15 protein-coding genes and 1 tRNA gene are annotated in these 18,121 nt (G+C 65.2%); 11 read left to right on the plus strand and 5 right to left on the minus strand.

The annotated features are described in order from the left end of the window. Positions 1 to 246: 246 nt before the first annotated feature. The 5 genes from AZH51_RS06375 to AZH51_RS06395 all read left to right on the plus strand — a co-directional run bounded on the left by AZH51_RS06375 (position 247) and on the right by AZH51_RS06395 (position 6,502). Positions 247 to 1,482, plus strand: coding sequence for a hypothetical protein (locus AZH51_RS06375; protein ID WP_291522480.1), 1,236 nt, complete (start codon positions 247 to 249; stop codon positions 1,480 to 1,482). Further along, positions 1,479 to 2,840 (plus strand): FAD-dependent oxidoreductase, encoded by a 1,362-nt coding sequence (locus AZH51_RS06380; RefSeq protein ID WP_291522482.1) that lies wholly within the window; start codon positions 1,479 to 1,481, stop codon positions 2,838 to 2,840. The genes AZH51_RS06375 and AZH51_RS06380 overlap by 4 nt, the downstream gene beginning before the upstream one ends. After that, a complete protein-coding gene (locus tag AZH51_RS06385; RefSeq protein ID WP_291522484.1) occupies positions 2,837 to 3,895 on the plus strand; it encodes a glycosyltransferase family 4 protein in 1,059 nt (352 codons plus the stop codon). Before AZH51_RS06380 ends, AZH51_RS06385 begins: the two co-directional genes overlap by 4 nt. Continuing rightward, on the plus strand, positions 3,892 to 5,049 hold the full coding sequence (locus tag AZH51_RS06390; RefSeq protein ID WP_291522485.1) for a glycosyltransferase: 1,158 nt from the start codon (positions 3,892 to 3,894) through the stop codon (positions 5,047 to 5,049). The genes AZH51_RS06385 and AZH51_RS06390 overlap by 4 nt, the downstream gene beginning before the upstream one ends. 70 nt (positions 5,050 to 5,119) lie before the next feature. After that, the gene (locus AZH51_RS06395; RefSeq protein ID WP_291522487.1) at positions 5,120 to 6,502 is read left to right on the plus strand and encodes a polysaccharide biosynthesis tyrosine autokinase; all 1,383 of its coding nucleotides are present in this window, start codon (positions 5,120 to 5,122) and stop codon (positions 6,500 to 6,502) included. 68 nt (positions 6,503 to 6,570) lie between these two features. Here AZH51_RS06395 and AZH51_RS06400 read toward each other — a convergent pair whose 3' ends face one another. Next, the gene (locus AZH51_RS06400; RefSeq protein WP_291522490.1) at positions 6,571 to 7,683 is read right to left on the minus strand and encodes a calcium:proton antiporter; all 1,113 of its coding nucleotides are present in this window, start codon (positions 7,681 to 7,683) and stop codon (positions 6,571 to 6,573) included. 150 nt (positions 7,684 to 7,833) lie between these two features. Here AZH51_RS06400 and mgtE point away from each other — a divergent pair, with 150 nt between their 5' ends. The 4 genes from mgtE to AZH51_RS06420 all read left to right on the plus strand — a co-directional run bounded on the left by mgtE (position 7,834) and on the right by AZH51_RS06420 (position 12,105). After that, positions 7,834 to 9,186: a magnesium transporter gene (gene mgtE, locus AZH51_RS06405; RefSeq protein WP_291522492.1), complete on the plus strand. Its 1,353-nt coding sequence runs from the start codon at positions 7,834 to 7,836 to the stop codon at positions 9,184 to 9,186. Between the two features lie 81 nt (positions 9,187 to 9,267). Beyond that, positions 9,268 to 9,990 (plus strand): response regulator transcription factor, encoded by a 723-nt coding sequence (locus AZH51_RS06410; protein ID WP_291522493.1) that lies wholly within the window; start codon positions 9,268 to 9,270, stop codon positions 9,988 to 9,990. Between the two features lie 13 nt (positions 9,991 to 10,003). After that, positions 10,004 to 11,632: a cell wall metabolism sensor histidine kinase WalK gene (locus tag AZH51_RS06415; protein WP_291522494.1), complete on the plus strand. Its 1,629-nt coding sequence runs from the start codon at positions 10,004 to 10,006 to the stop codon at positions 11,630 to 11,632. Beyond that, entirely contained in the window at positions 11,629 to 12,105 is a 477-nt protein-coding gene (locus AZH51_RS06420) for a GtrA family protein (RefSeq protein ID WP_291522496.1), read from the plus strand. The genes AZH51_RS06415 and AZH51_RS06420 overlap by 4 nt, the downstream gene beginning before the upstream one ends. A gap of 12 nt (positions 12,106 to 12,117) precedes the next feature. On the opposite strand, the gene AZH51_RS06425 is transcribed toward AZH51_RS06420, so the two are convergent. The 3 genes from AZH51_RS06425 to hpxO form a co-directional block, all read right to left on the minus strand. Then, positions 12,118 to 13,599, minus strand: coding sequence for a sugar transferase (locus AZH51_RS06425; protein ID WP_291522497.1), 1,482 nt, complete (start codon positions 13,597 to 13,599; stop codon positions 12,118 to 12,120). Between the two features lie 360 nt (positions 13,600 to 13,959). Then, on the minus strand, positions 13,960 to 15,363 hold the full coding sequence (locus AZH51_RS06430; RefSeq protein WP_291522499.1) for a class II fumarate hydratase: 1,404 nt from the start codon (positions 15,361 to 15,363) through the stop codon (positions 13,960 to 13,962). 45 nt (positions 15,364 to 15,408) lie between these two features. Next, a complete protein-coding gene (gene hpxO / locus AZH51_RS06435) occupies positions 15,409 to 16,566 on the minus strand; it encodes an FAD-dependent urate hydroxylase HpxO (RefSeq protein ID WP_291522501.1) in 1,158 nt (385 codons plus the stop codon). Positions 16,567 to 16,766: 200 nt separating this feature from the next. Here hpxO and AZH51_RS06440 point away from each other — a divergent pair, with 200 nt between their 5' ends. Continuing rightward, complete coding sequence (locus AZH51_RS06440) at positions 16,767 to 17,351, plus strand: lipocalin family protein (RefSeq protein WP_291522502.1); 585 nt, start codon at positions 16,767 to 16,769, stop codon at positions 17,349 to 17,351. A gap of 5 nt (positions 17,352 to 17,356) precedes the next feature. Here the strand turns inward: AZH51_RS06440 and AZH51_RS06445 are convergent, their stop codons facing one another. Further along, a complete protein-coding gene (locus AZH51_RS06445) occupies positions 17,357 to 17,632 on the minus strand; it encodes a Rho termination factor (protein ID WP_291522503.1) in 276 nt (91 codons plus the stop codon). Positions 17,633 to 17,807: 175 nt separating this feature from the next. On the opposite strand from AZH51_RS06445, the gene AZH51_RS06450 reads away from it, so the two are divergent. Then, positions 17,808 to 17,898: transfer RNA gene (locus AZH51_RS06450), tRNA-Ser, on the plus strand. Positions 17,899 to 18,121: the final 223 nt, after the last annotated feature.

Here is an 18,121-nt window from a genome sequence, read left to right on the forward strand (position 1 = left end):
AACTTCGCGCGAAGTTACCAGTTTGGCGGGACGGTGAGTCGCGTTCCCAGCAATCAGCGATAAAGGTCACGTATTCCAACTACGACCTAACCGCAGCGGCGGTTCCCCTACCATCAAACGGTGAGCGTTATCACGGCGGTCACCATTCTGGTGGTCATTTACGGGGCCCTGAATAGGAGCTGGGGGGTAGCGCTTGCAATAGGCGGCTCTACCTCAGCTGGCGCAGCCCTTGTTCATGGCGATCTGGTGATTTACACCTTCTATGCGGTTGCCTGCTGCGCGGTCATCGACACTGTGCTGCGCAGTATGTTCCGCCGTGACATCGAGGATCTGCGCAGCCCGGAGATTCCCGGCACGACCCTGTTGATCACGTTCATCATCTGGTGCGTCGGACTGGCGGTCCTTGCCCCGGCGTTGTTCGACGGGCTGGTGACGGTTACCCCGGATCACCACATCCTGCAGGCGGGACGTCTGACGTCGTCGAATATCGCCCAGTTGACCTACCTCATCCTCGGGGTCGCAGTGGTCATCATCCTGGCGCGTGACCCTCGCACCGGCCCGCGCATCCTGGGCATCTCGCTGTCCCTGGCGATGGCCCTATCGATGTGGCGCTATCTGGCCACTGAGTTGCACGTGTGGTTCCCCGCCGGAGTCTTCGACAACGCTCCAACGCTTACCTACATCGAGACTGCACCAGGGGGCGCACCTCGGTTCCGGGGCATCTTCTCCGAGCCATCGGCCCTTGCCGGCAGCGCATTGGTCGCCATCGCATACGGGCTGGCCCGCGCGGGCCAGCTGCGCGGAGTCCGCCGCTTCCCCCCGCTGATCCTTGCTGGTGTCGCGGCCTTTCTGGGGGCGGTGTCGACCTCGACGACGTTCATCATCGCGGGCGCGGTTGTGGCCGTGATCCTGCTGGCTCTCAGCGCGTTCGAGTTCGCAGTCGCTCGAGCGCGCGTAGGCCTGGGCACCGCGATCGTCGGCTGCCTCGTGGTCCTGGCGTTGACCTGGTTGGCAGCTCCAGCGGCGCGCACTGTCCTCTCGGCGTTCAACGGGAAGGTGAGCACTGCGTCCTTCTCCGAACGCACGGACGCCAACGTCGCGTCGTACAACGTGTTCGGTGAGACGTGGGGGTTGGGCGTGGGTCTTGGCTCGGGCCGCGCATCATCGTTCATCGCCACGTTGGTCAGCACGACCGGCATCGTCGGAACCGCGTTGTTTGTCGCAGCCATCGCCCTCATCGCCTACAGCTCACTGTCGATCCGGCAGGCTCGGCCAGCGCTGTGGGTGTTGATCACCCTGCTGGTGACCAAGGCCGTGGCCGGCCCGGACCTCTCCGATCCCACTGGCCTGCTCTGGATGACGCTTGGAGTACTCGCGGCCGCAAAGATCCAACAGGACCGTGCGGCCCACAAACTCCAGCACGCCGCGAAACCAGGTGACCTGCCACAGGTAGCCCATTCTGCTCACCGGGTTGCCGCATGAGCGGGCCGGGGACGTACTCCGCCATTGTCCTGGGCGCTGGCATCAGCGGCCTGGTCTCTGCATCGGTGCTCCTGCGGCAGGGAGCGGACAGCGTCGCGATCGTGGATGAGTTCCCCGAGGTCGGCGGAAACCATCGAAGCTTCGATATCGGGGGCTACACCTTCGACATCGGCAGCCTGATCTTCCAGGATGACTCCCCCCTCCTGGCGCACTTCCCCGAGCTCTTATCGCTGTATGTGCCGATCCAACCAACGTGGACCCGGGTCAACCCGCAGGGAAGGGTGACGACCTATCCGTTCTCCGTCCGGGACGACCTGCTGGACGCAGGGCCCCGGGAGTGCTCCATGATCGTGGCCTCCATCGCCAAGAACCGCGTGTTGATGCGCGGCAGGCAACACACGGCTGCCGACTTTGCGCACTACTGGCTAGGTGATCGACTGGCCCACCGCAGCGGCCTGGACCACTACATCGAGCGCTTCTGCGGGATGCCAGGTGACCAGATAGACCTGGACTTCGCCCGATCCCGCATGATGTGGATCGCCGAGTACGGCCGGGCAGGTAAGGCGCTGCGCCACGTGATCGCCGCCCGCAACGGGCAGCAACAGCCACGGACCAACACCCAACTGGTCCGGTGCCGGGAGGGTTTTCCGGCCCTCTACCAACCTGCGGTCGACAGGTTGCGTAGTGCTGGAGCCGAGGTGCATCTCGGGACGGCGACCAAATCCATTGAGCGCACTGACGATGGGTTCGTCGTCCACACTGCAGCAGGAGCGCTGCGCGCGCCTCGTGTCATCTCGACCATCCCGATCCCGGCGGCGTTGGAATTGATCGGCGAACAGCCGGTCCGGCTTCCCTCGGTCACCCTCACGAGCCTCTTCTACAGCTTCGAGGGCACAAAGGGTTTCGACAGTTCGGTGCTCTACAACTTCTCCTACGGGGGCGCGTGGAAACGATTGACGGTCCACTCGGACTTCTACGGCACGGTCGATGGCCGGGAGTACTTCTCCGTGGAAGTTCCCGGCGAAGAGCCGTTGGCCGCCACCGACTGCGACGCCGACTTCCGCTCGCACGTTGCGTCGATGGGGTTGTTCTCCGGAAGCTTGAAACTCGAAGGGGACGCCATCCACGAAAACGCCTACCCCATCTACACCCTCGGAAGCGCCGCCCGCGCGGCGGACGCGCGCTCGTTGCTGGGCTCGCACGGAATCGAGTCGCTGGGCAAGCAGGGAGCCTTCGCATATCAACCGACAGCACGGGTATCCACTCATCACGCGGAACGAGCCTTGGGGGCTGCACCCTCCCCCGAGTCCCGGCTCGCGCCGACGGATAACAGCCTCCAGGCACCAGGGGACCAATGAAAATCGTCCATCTGCTCAAACACGCGGTGCGGGGCAACGGGAGTGTCCACATGGCCGTCGATCTCGCCTGTGCTCAGGCGAAGTCGGGTCATGAGGTGTACTTCGCCAGCGCCCGGGGCTCGTACGACGATCTCCTGCGAGAGCAGGGAGTTCACGTCACGCCGTTGCCGGAGCCGGTCAACGTCCGCACCGCCGTGCAGTACGAGGCGGCGCTACTGAAGCTGGCCTCGCGCGTCAGACCCGATGTTCTCCACACCCACATGATGTCGACCGTCGTACTCGCCCGGCCGGTTGCCACCGTGTTCCGCTGCCCTGTCGTCGCCACGATGCACAACTCGTTCGACCAGCACTCCGGGCTCATGCGACTCTCCAAGCGCGTCGTGGCCGTCAGCAGCGCGGAGCGGACCCAGTTGTTGGAGCGGGGCTTCTCGGACCAACGTGTCTCAGTAGTCCTGAATGCCACGGCTCAGTCAGCACGAATGACCTTGCCGGTAGACGACATCGGGCCCATGCAGACCCCCTGCGTGATGACGTTGTCGGGACTGCATCCGCGCAAGGGGGTGAACGACACCATCGATGCGTTTGCGTTGGTACACAAGGACTTTCCGGACTGGCACCTCAACATCGTCGGCTGGGGCCCGTCGCGCGAGGACTTGGAGCAGCAGGTCGCTTCGCTGGGCATCCAGGACAACGTTCACTTCCTGGGTTCGACATTGACGCCGTGGCCGCTACTGGACGAGGCAAGCATCGTGGTTGCCGCGTCGCTCGCCGATCCCTGCCCCCTCACCGTGATCGAGGCCCGGGTTGCGGGCTGCGCAGTTGTTGGATCAACCGTGGGCGGTATCCCTGAGGTGCTCGAGAACGGCGCGAGTGGACATCTGGTGCCCCCGCAGGACCCGTCGGCGATCGCTGACGCGCTGCGCGAGTTGATGGGCTCGCCCGCCGCGCTCGCCCAGTGGCGGGAACGATCAGCTCGTGGCTCGGACTATTTCAGCGTGGATCGAATGGCCAAGGACTACGACCAGGTGTACGCCGAGGCGGGGGCTGGGACGTGAACGCGCTACGAGTGCTGTACCTGGTTTCGCCTTCGGCTTCGTTCGCCGGTATTGAGCGGGTCGTTCACGAGGTGGCCGATGCGCTGGCGAAGAACTTCGATGATCTGGACGTGCACGTCGGTTACTGCTCGTCATATGACGAACCGGCCATTGATGCGGCTGCTTACACGGCCCATATCCTCAATGTTCCCCGTCTTCTGCAGATGCCTGTGCCAGTGCGTCGGCTGATCAAGTCCGGACGTTACGACGTCGTCGTCGTTCCCCAGGTGGAAGCGACCGTGATGACCTGGCTGGGCACCCGCGGGGTCAGCGTGGGCGCTCTGGTGTGCCACTTGCACGGCAACCCGCTGGTGGAGGAACGCGACGGTACCGTTCGGACCCGGCTGGCCTTCGTCGCGTGGCGCAGGCTGCTGCGGTCGCAGATCTCCGCGGTCTATACCGTTTCCGAGTCCTTGGCGCGGAAAGTACGCACGGTGATACCTGACCAGGTCACCGTCACCAACCTTCCCAACCCGGTTCGTGACCTGCACGGCGAGCCCCGGCCACCAGAAGACCCATTCCGGTTCGTATGCGTCGCCCGGTTGTCGTATCAAAAAGGGCAGGACGTCTTGCTGAGGGCGTTCGCCATGGCACGCACCCGCCTACCAAACGCCCGCCTCGATCTTGTGGGAACAGGGCCGCAAGAACAAGAACTGCGAGACCTCGCCAATGACCTCGATCTGAACGACAGTGTCGAATTCTCCGGTTTCGTCAAGAATCCCACCGAAAAATTGTCCGGAGCCGGGTGTTTCGTCCTTGCCTCCCGATGGGAAGGATTCGGCGTCGCGCTTGTCGAGGCGCTTCAATTCGGTCTCCCGTTAGTGGCGACTGATTGTGATTTCGGACCCTCCGACATCATTACGGACGGTGTTGTCGGTGACCTCGTGCCGCCCGAAGACCCTGTTGCCCTCGCCGAAGCGCTCGTGGCGGCTGCGAACCGCGACTGGGTTCCCGAGGATGCGGTACGCCGCGCGGCCAGGGCGCGGGAATACTCACCAGCGGCGGTGGCCGGCCACCATCGAGAGGCGCTGTTCAGCACCTTCGAACGCTCCGGGTTGCGTCGTGCACCCGCACCCTCCGCCGCCGTCGTGGGCGCCCACGAGGGAAGCACGTGATTTTTCGTCTCCGAGAACTCTCCGACCGACTGTGACATGATTTTCCGACCCGCGAAAGAACGGTTCAAGCGTGGATTTATTGGACATCCTTCGGGCTATCCGCAGAAGCCTGCTGATGGTGATTCTGTGTGGCGTTCTCGGGAGCGCCCTGGCCATCGCCTGGTCGCTCACCCGGCCATCGACGTACTCCGCGACGGCACAGTTACTCCTGTCTCCGCGACTCACCACAACGCAGACTGATACGAACGCGCAGGGAACGTTCGTGCAGTCGAGAATTGCCAGCTACCTGCATCTGGGCTCCACCCCCTACGTGCTCCAAGCCGTCGGCAAGGACGTGAACATGTCTGCGGCGGATGTCGCCGGCAAGCTGACGTTGAGCAATCCTGAGAACACCACGGTCCTCGTCATCCAGGCCACCGACAGCGATGCCTCGTCGGTCGTGAAGATCGCCGACTCGGAGCAGACGCACCTCGCAGCGTCGATCACGGCTCTTGAGACCCCTGCCGGGTCCTCCAAGAGCGAGGTGGTCGTGACCCCTATCCAAAATGCTGCCGACAACACCGTCACCATCAAGCCGCCGTTGAAGTCAACAGCGGTCCTGTGGGGTATCACCGGCCTCATCCTGGGCGTCATCGCGGCGCTGCTGCGATCGGCCTATGACACCAAGATTCGCACCACCGCTGATCTGCGCCGCGCCACCGATGTGGCACAGATCGGCGCCATCCCGCTGGATTCACGCGGCAAGGACTCGTTGGTTGCCCTGCACGGGCTGCAGAACGTCCTCGGCGGCAACGCGTTTCACGCGCTGCGCGTCAACATCCAGTTCTTGCAGTCGACGCTGGGCAATATCTTCGTAGTCACCTCGTGCGAGCGCTTCGATGGACGCACCACCGTTGCAGCAAACCTGGCCATTGCCCTCGCAGAGGCCGGCAAGAACACCGTCCTCATCGACGCCGATCTGCACGAGGCCGCGATCGCCAGAAGTCTGCGCCTCTCGGAGGACCCCGGCCTCACGGACGTCCTCATGGGCGACTGCACGCTGGCCGACGCGGTGCGACCGTCCGGCGTGGCCAAGCTCTCCGTACTCACCTCGGGCGAACTGCCGGAGAATCCCAACGAACTGCTGGGTTCATCGCAGATGAGTGAGGTCCTCGCGAGTTGCGCATCGAGCTATGACTTCGTGGTGGTGGACTCCCCGCCGCTGCTGTCGGTTGCCGACGCAGTCGCGTTGACCGGTGCGTCTGCTACCGCCTTGGTCGTCGTCGAGGCCAATAAGACCAGTCGGCCGCAGCTCAGTCGTGCGTTGGACTCCCTCACGACCGCGGGTGCGGTGCCGGGAGGGATCATCCTGAACAAGATCTCGCGGAAGGACTCCGGGGCTCCGGACCAATCCAGGTCGTCCGCCCGGACCGCTCGTCAACGCCGCCAGCGGGCAGAAACCAGCAAGTCGTGACCGTCGGGGCTAACGACTCGGCGCTCATCGGCTGAGTTGCGGGCTGAGTTGCGCGGTCGGCCGGCCGGCTAGGGATTCGCGGCCAGGAACACGAATGCGAACAGAATCCATAGATGCAGCGCGCCCTGCATCCGCGTCGCCCGACCAGGCACCACGGTCAGAATGCCCACCGCGACGGTGAGCGCCAACATCACGATCTGCATGGGCCCCAGGCCCAGATGCAGCGGCACCGGCAACCAGATGGACGCCAGCGCGATGACCGGGATTGTCAGACCGATGGAGGCCATCGACGACCCGTACGCGAGGTTCAGGCTGATCTGCACCCGATCACGACGCGCCGCGTTCACGGCGGACAGCGACTCGGGCAACAGCACCAGCATCGCGATGATCACACCGACGAAGGAGTGCGGGAAGCCCAGCGCGGCCACCCCTTCCTCGATCGGCTTGGACTCCACCTTCGCCAGCCCCACCACGGCGACCAGCGACACCAGCAACAGACCGAAGCTCGCCCACGCCGACCGCGTCGACGGCGGCTCCGCGTGATCGTCGGACATGTCGACCAGTTCGTTGTTCTCATCGACCGGTAGGAAGAAATCGCGGTGCCGGGTGGTCTGCGTCAGCACGAACAACCCGTAGATGACCAGCGAACACACCGCGGCGAAAACCAGCTGCGACCCGGTGAACTCCGGTCCCGGAGCACCCAGCGTGAAGGTCGGCAGGACCAGGCACACGGTCGCGAGAGTTGCGACCGAGGCCAGGGCGGTCGCCGTACCTTCAACGTTGAAGTTGACGGTGTCGTGCTTGATAGAGCCGGCCAGCAACGAGATGCCGACGATCCCGTTACAGGTGATCATCACGGCTGCGAAGACGGTGTCGCGGGCCAACGTCGAAGCGTCCTGGCCGCCGCTGACCATCAACGTCACGATCAGGGCGACCTCGATCACGGTGACGGCCACGGCCAGCACCAACGATCCGAACGGTTCGCCGACCTTATGTGCGACTGCTTCCGCGTGCTGCACTGCGGCAAGCACCGAACCCACCAGCAGGAACGCGACGACCGCGATCCAGACCGGGCCCAGGTGCTGGCCCCAGGTGAACGGCAGCGGAATCAGCGCAAGAATCGGAGCCAGAGTGGTCCAACGCAACCAGAACGGGTGTTTCGGCGGTGCGGATTTTGCCACGTGGCAACTCTCCTGTGCGGGTTGAGCGTGCGGGGCCCCATCCTCCCATGTCACCGACCCGAGGCGGACGAGCCCACAAGCGCAGACGAATTCGGGCGGGCCGGTCGGATTTTCCAGCCAGCCACCGGGTGCCTCCCCTAGCGTTAGCTCGTGCCTACTCTCGCATCAGCGATCACCACACCTGACCCGGCCGCTCTTGAGGAATGGCTCGATGACACTCCCGACCGTGGCGAGCGGGAGCGTCAACTGCGCGACCTGGCCGCTCCTGACCGCGCCCGCCTGGTGGCCGGCCTGGACCCGGAGCTCGCCGACCGGCTGCTGGCCGTCATCGAACCCCGCACTGCCGCGAACCTGCTGACCTCCGCCAGCCCCGTCGCGGCTGCCGGACTGCTGGCCAGCCTCGATTCGGACATCGCTGCGGACATCCTGCGCGAGATTCCCGAACCGACGTCCGCCTCCCTCATCGGGGCGCTGCCGCCGGCGCGGGCACTGGTGCTCAACGGTTTGCTCTCCTGGCCCCCGGAGAGCGCGGCCGCGCACATGGTGCCCGAGGCGCTGGTCATTTCGCAGGGCCAGGACGTCGAGAGCGCGTTGACCCAACTACGCCTCCAGACCGCAGCGGCACCGGTGGATTCGCTCGTCGCGGCTTACGTGTACGTGGTCGACGACGAACGTCGGCTGCTCGGCGTGGTGTCCCTCCAACAGCTCGTCCTCGCCGCTCCGGGCACCCAGGTGGCTGACCTCACCGAGACCGACATCATCGCTGTCGAGGCGGACACCGATGACGAGGTTGCCGCACGGACCCTGACCGACAACCGGTTGGCCGCCCTGCCGGTCGTCGACAAGGACCGGCGTCTGCTCGGTGTGATCACCGCCGACCGCGCCGCGGACATCGTCGAGGACGAGAACACCGAGGACGCCGAGCGACAGGGTGGATCGGAACCTCTGGAGGTCCCCTACCTGCAAGCGTCGCCGGTGCGCCTGTGGCGCAAACGCGTGGTCTGGCTCCTGGTGTTGTTCATCGCCGAGGCTTACACCGGCACGGTGCTGCGCTACTTCGAGGACGAACTGGACGCGGTTGTCAGTCTGGCCTTCTTCATTCCGCTACTGGTCGGCACCGGCGGTAACACCGGTACCCAGATCACCACGACCCTGGTCCGCGCCGCATCGACCGGTGAGGTGCGACTGCGTGACCTGGGGAAGGTGCTGCCCAAGGAACTGAGTGCGGCGGTGATGATCTCGGCCACGATGGCAGCGGTAGGACTGCTGCGCGCGTGGACCCTCGGCGTGGGCTGGCCGGTCATGATCACCGTGGCGGTCAGCTTGGCGGCGATCGTCTTGTGGTCGGCCTTCGTCGCCTCGATCCTGCCGTTGCTGCTGACCAAGACCAAGATCGACCCTGCTGTCGTGTCGGCTCCGATGATTGCGACCATCGTGGACGGCACCGGTCTGCTGATCTACTTCATGATCGCCAAATCGATCATCCCTGAGCTCAGTCACTAGACAGGGCGGCACAGACCGTCCATAGATTTCTCACAGGTTGGCCCTGGCGCACACATAGTGCCCGACGTGAGACTGGACATTATGAGCACATCCACGTTGAAGCGTCCGGACGGTACTCCCGTCCGCGTCCTGGTCGTCGACGACGAGAGCAACCTGACCGAGTTGCTGAGCATGGCCCTTCGTTACGAGGGCTGGGAGATCAAGAGCGCCGCCACCGGCACCAGCGCCGTGAAGACCTCCAAGGAGTTCAAACCCGACGCCGTCGTGCTGGACATGATGCTGCCGGACTTCGACGGGATGGAGGTCCTGCGCCGGCTGCGCGACGACGACCCGACCCTGCCCGTGCTCTTCCTGACCGCTCGCGACTCGGTCGAGGACCGGGTCGCCGGCCTCACCGCCGGTGGCGATGACTACGTCACCAAACCGTTCAGCCTGGAAGAGGTTGTTGCCCGGGTGCGCGCGCTGCTGCGTCGCTCGGTCCAACTGACCGAGGACTCCTCCTCTGTGCTGGTGGTTGGCGACCTCAAACTCGACGAGGACAGCCATGAGGTCACCCGGGACGGTGAGGAGATCAGTCTGACGGCGACCGAGTTCGAGTTGCTGCGCTACATGATGCGCAACCCCAAGCGCGTTCTGTCCAAGGCGCAGATCCTCGACCGGGTCTGGCACTACGACTTCGGTGGTCAGGCCAACGTCGTGGAGCTCTATATCTCCTACCTGCGTAAGAAGATCGATGCCGGTCGGGCGCCGATGATCCACACGATGCGCGGCGCGGGCTACGTGCTCAAACCCGCCAGCTCCTGATCGGCAGGTCCTCGTGACCTTCACCGCCAACCCCAGCCGATGGACGCTGCGCACGCAGCTGGTCGTCTCGCTGATCGCGCTCTTCCTCATCACGACCGCCGCCGTCGGCGGTCTCACGGTCGTGGCGCTGCGGAACACCCTGATGAACCAGGTCGACCAGCAACTGACCTCCAGCGCACAGATGCTGGCCAACGGTCCTGGCGATCGAATGGGTCCGGGCGCTAGTCCCGGCAACGGTGGCTCACTGCGGGTGGATCTTGGTCCGAACGACACCGTCGTCTCCGAATACGACTACGAGACAGGTACCCAGGTACCCCGGGCCTACGTGACCCGCCTCGGTGGGCAGAACATCGCACTGACCTCCCAGCAGGTGTCGCAATTGCGCAGCGCCGGCATCGGAAGTACGCCGACCACCATCTCCCTCGGCGACCTCGGGCGCTACCGGGTCGTGGCCGTGCAGAACGAGCAGTCGGTGCGCACCGGCACCTCACTGTCCGATCGGACGGTGGTGCAGGTCTCGAGCGTGATCGGCGTTCCCGTCGACTGGGTCACCAGCACCGTCGCACGCACGGCCCTGGCCATCGCCCTGTTGTCCGGGGCGGGCGTCCTCCTGGTCGCGGCCGGCGTGGCCTGGATCGTGCGCCGCACCTTGCAGCCGCTGCGACGGGTTGCCGCGACGGCCACCCGGGTGTCGCACCTGCCGCTTTCGGAGGGCAAGGTCGAGATGTCCGACCGGGTCGCCGAGGCGGACACCGATCCGGGCACCGAGGTGGGCCAGGTGGGTCTGGCGCTCAACGAGATGCTCGACCACGTCGACCACGCGCTGAACGCGCGCTATGCCAGCGAGCTGCAGGTTCGACAGTTCGTGGCAGATGCCAGCCATGAGTTGCGTACGCCGCTCGCATCCATCCGCGGGTACGCCGAGTTGTCCCGGCGCGAGAAAGAGCCTGTCCCCCAGACGGTCTCGCACGCTCTGGGTCGCATTGAATCGGAAGCCGACCGCATGACCACCCTGGTGGAGGACCTCCTCCTGCTCGCCCGCCTCGACGCCGGCCGGCCACTGGAACGGTCCACCGTCGACGTCACCCGCCTCCTGCTGGAGACCATCGGCGACGCCCACGCGGCCAGCCCCGATCACGACTGGCAACTCGATCTGCCCGACGAACCGGTCGAAGTCGAGGGCGATGAGGCCCGGCTGCGTCAGGTCATCATCAATCTGCTCGGCAACGCGCGGCGGCACACACCGGCCGGGACCACAGTGGTCGCCCGCGCCCGGACGGTGGATGATCACGTCGAGATCAGCGTCGCGGACAACGGACCGGGTATCGACCCCGACTTGGTGCCCCGCATCTTCGAACGGTTCACCCGCGGCGACGAAGCGCGTACCCGCACCGAAGGGTCCACCGGTCTCGGGCTGTCCATCGTCAGCGCGGTCGTTGCCGCCCATCACGGCACCGTCGAGGTCCACTCACAACCGGGGGACACCGTCTTCACCATCACGATTCCGCTCCGGCCAGGAAGCAGCACTACTGTCGGAGCCGATGCGGCGTCCGGCGCCGATCCCCACAGCCCCGGTCAACCCGGTTCACCGGCCACCCTCACACCCGGCCAGACCAGCGACGCGATAGGAGCGAGCCGATGAGCACCGACGACCAGCAACGATCCGTGAGCAGCCGCCGACGCGTGCTGTCCGGTCAGGTGGTTCGCTTCGCGATCATCGGGGCTGCGAGCACCGTTCTGGCCCTGGGCTTGTTTGCGCTCTTCGACCAGTTCATGGGCAGGCAGCTGGCCAACTTCGTGGCCCTCGTGCTCTCCACGGTGATCAACACGACGGCCAACCGGTACTTCACCTTCGGGGTCCGTGGGTCGCAGGGTCATGCCAAGGTGCAGTTGCAGAGCCTTGCCCTGCTGGCAGTGACCTGGGCGGTGACCGCCGTGGCGCTGGTGATCCTGCACCACGTGGCGCCCGGCGCATCGACGTTCTGGGCCACGGTCACGGTCGGGTTGGGCAACTTCATCGCGACTGCTGTCCGGTTCGTGCTGCTGCGCCGTTGGATGGATCCGACCGCCACGACCGCGCAGGACGCGGCTGAGGCGATCCCCACGGAGTTCTGACGCAGGGTCGAACTAGTGCGCGCCCTCCCGGGCCAGCACCGCACGCACCGTCCTGACGAGGATGACCAGGTCGCCCACAAGCGACCAGTTCTCTACGTAGTACAGGTCCAGCCGCATGGCTTCTTCCCAGGACAGGTTCGAGCGGCCGCTGACCTGCCACGAGCCGGTCACTCCCGGCTGCACCAGAAGCCGCCGGGTCGCAGCCGAGGTGTACATCGCGACTTCGCGGGCAACCTGCGGGCGGGGACCCACCAGGCTCATCGTGCCCGCCAGGACGTTGAAGAGTTGGGGAAGCTCATCGAGTGAGGTCTTCCGCAGGAGCCGTCCCACCGGGGTGATCCGGGGATCGTCGGTCACCTTGAACAGGGGCGTTCCATCAGAACCCTGTGCGGCCAGAAGCGTCGCCAACTCAGCGTCTGCTCCCTGGCGCATCGTCCGGAACTTGAAAATGGTGAAGGGATGACCTCCCTTGCCGATCCGTTCCTGGCGAAAGAGCGCGGGGCCGTTGCTGGTCATGCGGATCATGAGAGCCACGACGAGCATGATCGGGCTGGCCACCGCGAGAAGTACGCCGGCCCCGACGATGTCCAGTGTCCGCTTGCCTATCCGACGACCCAGCGTCATCCGGGGCGTCTCAACGTGCATCAGCGGCAATCCAGCGACCGGCCTGGTGAGGATCCGGGGGCCTGAGACGTCGATCAAGCTGGGGGCTACGACGAGGTGCTGCCGTCCGGGCTCCAGGGCCCAACTGATCTCCCGGACCTTGGTCGGCGACAGCGAGTCCGTACTGGCGATGATGACGGTGCTGGCACCGACCCGCCCGAGTGCCTGTACGGCGTCGGCGACGTCCCCGACGATAGGCGTCCCGGTTCCTTCGACCTCGTCACCGGCCACACCCCCGGGCACGCAGGCGCCGACCACCGTGAAGCCGCTGACCTCCGACCTCGACAACTGGGTCGCCACCTCCCCGACGGCGTCCCGCGAGCCCACCAGGAGGGCAGTCGAGCACAGGCGTCCACTACTGCGTTGCACCAGGAGGTAGCGACGCCATCCCACCCGGGCGAGCACCAGCATGATCACGCCCAATGGCACGCTGAGCGCAAGGAAGCTGCGCGCCACTTCGAGGCGGAAGAGGAACGCGAGGAACGCCACCACCGCGGTCATTTCGACGGCGGCGCGGATCAGCCGGCGGTACTCCTCGGATCCGCTGCCCAGCAATCGACTGTCGTAGGCACCAGCGACCGCGGTCGTGGCCATCCAGCCCACGAGCAGCAGGCCGGCCAGGATCCACCGCCAAGAATTGGATACGTCAGCAAGGGCCGGCGTGGCGAGAAGGTGTGTCTCGGTTGCCGCTTGGACGCCGATCACCGCAATCAGCAAGATCGCAGCGTCAGCGAGTAGCACTCGGCGTCGGTGAGCCGGGCGCCAATCTGCAGGGCTCTCGGTATCCGGTGCGACGGATAGAGCACGACTCAAATTCGTAATGTCGGTCATCAGCTTGGTCCGCTTCTACACATGCACGGCGTCAACTCATGACGCCACGCCGGGGTGTTTCTAAGGGAGCCGGGCAACGACGACCGACAGGACCAAGATAGGAGCCACCGGAATCGGGAGTCCTGAAGTTGCAGGAAACTCAGAGGAGCGCAACGCGCAGTCCTCAACCGGTGTAAACCGAACAAACATCACCACGATCGAGGGTAAAGAGACCGTAAACTCGTCTTAAAGCGATCGTATCCGTTGCTTTATGCGAATAGTTGGTGGTTTCCGCGGTCCGCATGAGCCGGTGTGATGTTACTAACGTTCCACCTTCCGCAGCCTGCTTGACAGTGGCCCCAGCAGGCCCTCAGCGCCCCGTCAGTTGTGCGTCATTGACAGCACGTCGAGGGCTTTGTCCAACTGCTCCTCGGTCAGGGTGCCGTCCTTCAGGTGCCCGCGCTCGATGACGACTTCGCGGATCGTCTTGCGCTCCTTCAGAGACTGCTTGGCGATCGCGGCCGCCTCGTCGTACCCCACGAAGTGGTTCAGCGGCGTCACGATCGAGGGAGAGGACTCCGCGTACGCCCGACACTGCTCCGCGTCCGCTTCGATCCCATCGACGCACCTGTCCGCGAAAACCCTTGTGACACTGGACAACAAGCGGATCGACTCCAGCACGTTACGTGCGATGACGGGGAGCATCACGTTCAACTCGAAGTTCCCAGCGGCGCCGCCCCACGCGACCGCCGCGTCATTGCCGATCACCTGGGCAACCACCTGGCACATCGCTTCAGCCAGAACGGGATTCACCTTGCCGGGCATGATCGAGGACCCCGGTTGCAGGTCCGGCAGGTGGATCTCGCCCAGTCCCGTGCGCGGACCCGAACCCATCCACCGGATGTCATTACTGACCTTGTTGAGCCCCACCGCGATCGTGCGCAGCACCCCGGACAACTCGACGAGCGCGTCGCGAGCGCCCTGCGCCTCGAAGTGGTTGCGCGCCTCGGTCAGCGGCAGCCCAGTCTCCCTGGCCAGCAAGGTGATGACTTCACCCGCGAATCCAGCGGGTGCGTTGATCCCGGTTCCGACCGCCGTACCTCCCAGGGGCAATTCGGCGACCTGGGGCAGTACGCCGCGTAGCCGGTCCACGCCGTACCTCACCTGGGCGGCGTAGCCGCTGAACTCCTGACCCAGGGTCACGGGCGTTGCGTCCATCAGGTGGGTGCGACCCGACTTCACTACTGTGGCAAAGGAACTCGCCTTCTCCTCCAGCGCCGCGGCCAGGTACTCCAGCGCCGGAATCAGGTCGTTCACCACCGCCTTGGTCGCCGCAACGTGCATCGCCGACGGGAACTGGTCGTTGCTGGACAGCGGGTCGTTCACGTCGTCGTTGGGGTGCACCGGCGCACCCAGCTTCCCCTGCGCCAGTGTCGCGATGACCTCATTGGCGTTCATGTTGGAGGAGGTCCCGGACCCGGTCTGGAACACATCGATCGGGAACTGATCGTCCCAATCGCCCTGTGCCACTTCGGCGGCCGCTGCCGCGATCGCATCCGCCTTCTGCTGATCCAGCACTCCGCGAGCCGCGCGGACCCGCGCACCCGCGCCCTTGATCAGGGCCAGACCGGCGATGAGTTCCCGCTCGATGGGCTGCCCCGAGATCGGGAAGTTCGTCACCGCCCGCTGCGTCTGCGCACGCCACTTCGCGTCATAGGGGACCTCGACCTCACCCATCGAGTCCCGCTCGATCCGTACCTTCGGCTTGTCCGCGTCTGTCGTCATATTTCAACCGTACGCCGGATCGAGTCGCCCCCTACGGGCGGAGAATCAGTCCAACGGGTTGCCCTCGATGTTGCTGACGATGCCCCGGATGATGCCGGTTCCGTCCTCCGAGCGCAGTTCCTCGTACCACGCCTGCGTCGCGGCCGGATCCTTGGCGTGCGTCACGTCGCACCGCTTGCGCGCCCGCAGGACGAGGTCACCGGCCCGTTCCGTGCGCTTCTTCTCATATCGTTGCAAGGCGTCTTCGACCCCAAGAGTGTTGACCCGCAGGGCAATTGACAGCGAGATGGCGTCTTCCATCGCCGAGCAGCCACCCTGACCGATGTCGGGAGTGGTGTTGTGTCCAGCGTCCCCGACGAGGGTGACCCGGCCCTTGGTCCAGGTGTGGAACGGCTCGACGTCGAAGATCTCCACCCGGTTGGTGGTCATCGGATCCAGCGTCGCGATCAGCGACTGCACCCACGGCGCCCAGTGCCCGAAGTGCTCGGTGAGTACCTCCTTCGCGGTGGACCGGTCATATTCCAGACCGGCCGGCAGGGGCACGTCGAAGAAGAAGTAGAACCGGCCTTCCGAGACCGGCATCACCGAGACGCGTTTGCCCTCACCGACATACGTCGTCCACTGGTCCGCGGGGCCGAAGTCGGTGTTGACCGGAACCAGCCCGTTCCAGTTCACGTAGCCGGCGTAGCGCCGCTCGGTCGGCGCGCCCAGGACGTAGTCGCGGGTCATCGACTTGGCGCCGTCGGCCCCGATCAGCAGATCACCGGTTGCCGTCGACCCGTCGGCGAAGGTCGCCGTGACCTGCGAGCCGTCGTCGGCGATATCGACCATCCGCATCCCGAAGTGGATGTCATCGACGCCGTACTCCTGCATCAGCATCAACTGCAGTTCTGCCCGTGCCACCGGGAACGGCCGCTGCCCCACCTGGTCGATCAGGGGAGCCAACGAGAACTGGCACATGCTCTCGCCGGTCAGCCCATCGACGTACGCCATGGAATCCATGACCCCGCCGAGTTTGACCATCTGCTCGTGCAGGCCGAGGTAGTTCATGCACTTCACACCGTTGGACCACACGGAGATCGCCGCGCCGACCGGTTTGTTCTCGGTGACCTGCTCGTAGACCTCGGTCTCGAAGCCAGCCTGTTTGAGTGCGATCGCCGCGCTCAGCCCGCCCATTCCCGCACCTATGACGATGGCCTTCATCTCGCGCTCCGTCCGTCGTTCGCCCAGTCGTATTCGACGCTAGGTCCGGCGTGATTCCGGGGTTGTTCGGGCAGGTTGCGGGCGCGTTACATACCGGGGCGGTCCTTGTGGCGTGACTCACACGTGTACCCCCTCGGGGGTGATCCGACCGGCTACGAGTCATAGCTTTCAAGCCACCGGTACATCGAGAGGGAGTCCTGATGAAAGCCACCCGAGTCCTAGCCGTTGCCGCCGCGAGCGCGTTGCTCTTCGCCGGTGGCACCGTCACCGCGTCGGCCGCGCCCGCACCCACCAAGCCCGTCGCCTCGGTCGATCTGTCGCGCTACCTCGGCCAGTGGTACCAGGTAGCCGCCATCCCGCAGTGGTTCTCGCTGCAATGCGCCAAGGACTCGACGGCCACCTACACCGCCAACGCGGACGGGACGGTCGGCGTACGCAACGCGTGCACCACCTACTGGGGCTCCAGCAGCGTGGTGACCGGCAAGGCCAAGGTGCAGAACGCGCCGGCCAACTCCGAGTTGGCGGTGTCGTTCTTCAAACTGTTCGGGCAACAGATCTACACCGGCACCAACTACCAGGTCATCGGACTCGGCGCGGCCTACGACTGGGCGGTGATCACCGACCCGGCTCGATCCAGTGCCTTCGTGATCTCCCGTACGCCGGCCATCACCTCCGCGCAGAAGGCCACCGTGCAGTCGGTGCTGAGCGCGAACGCGATCGATCCGTGCCGTCTACAGGTCACCCCCATCACCGGTGGGGAGACGAAGGCAGCCACGTTCTGCTGATCTTCCTAGTGGTCGCGGAGCGCTTTGACCAGGTCGTCCTTGGTCATCGTCGAGCGCCCCTTGATGTCCAGGTCGCGCGCCCGCTGCACCAGTTCGGCCTTGGTCCACTCCTCGTAGCTGGGTGATTTGCCACCCTTCCTGCCGACCGCCTTGCGCGAGGTGTTGGCCGCTGCGTTGGCGATGCGGGCGGATTTCTCCTTGGAGTTGCCTTCGTCGCGAAGCTTCTCGTAGAGTTCCGCGTCCTTGACCGAGGGGCCGGGGTCGCGCTTCTTACCAGGCATGGGGGCACCTTCTGTTGGTTGCTGATCCAGCCAGCCTCTCGCCGTACGTCGATCGGGCGCCTCACCCGCACGGCGGGCGGACCTGTCCGGTTTGGAGCGCGCTCCGACGGCCGGTAGCCTTGCGGTCGCTCACCTGCTGCGGCGGTGTGGGCGACTCGGCCCGAGGGCCGAGGGAGGAGGCGTCGCCTAGTCTGGTCTATGGCGCCCGCCTGCTAAGCGGGTTTGGGGCTAAACCCCCATCGAGGGTTCAAATCCCTCCGCCTCCGCGATGTGATGTCTGCGGACATCGACGACAACGGACCCACGGAAAACGCGGGTCCGTTCGTCGTTTGTGGGTCGGTTGATGTGGCCGCCCGGCCCGAACCTGCGGATCCCCTGGATCCGCCCCGCGGCAACCCCGTTATCGCCCGTTGGCATGGCATGCTCAGCGCAGAATGCAATGATCGGACGTTGCATACGCGACAATGCTGATGCACACCGTTTGAAAGT

The organism is Branchiibius sp. NY16-3462-2 (assembly GCF_001594145.1).
In the GTDB taxonomy this organism is placed as follows: domain Bacteria; phylum Actinomycetota; class Actinomycetes; order Actinomycetales; family Dermatophilaceae; genus Branchiibius.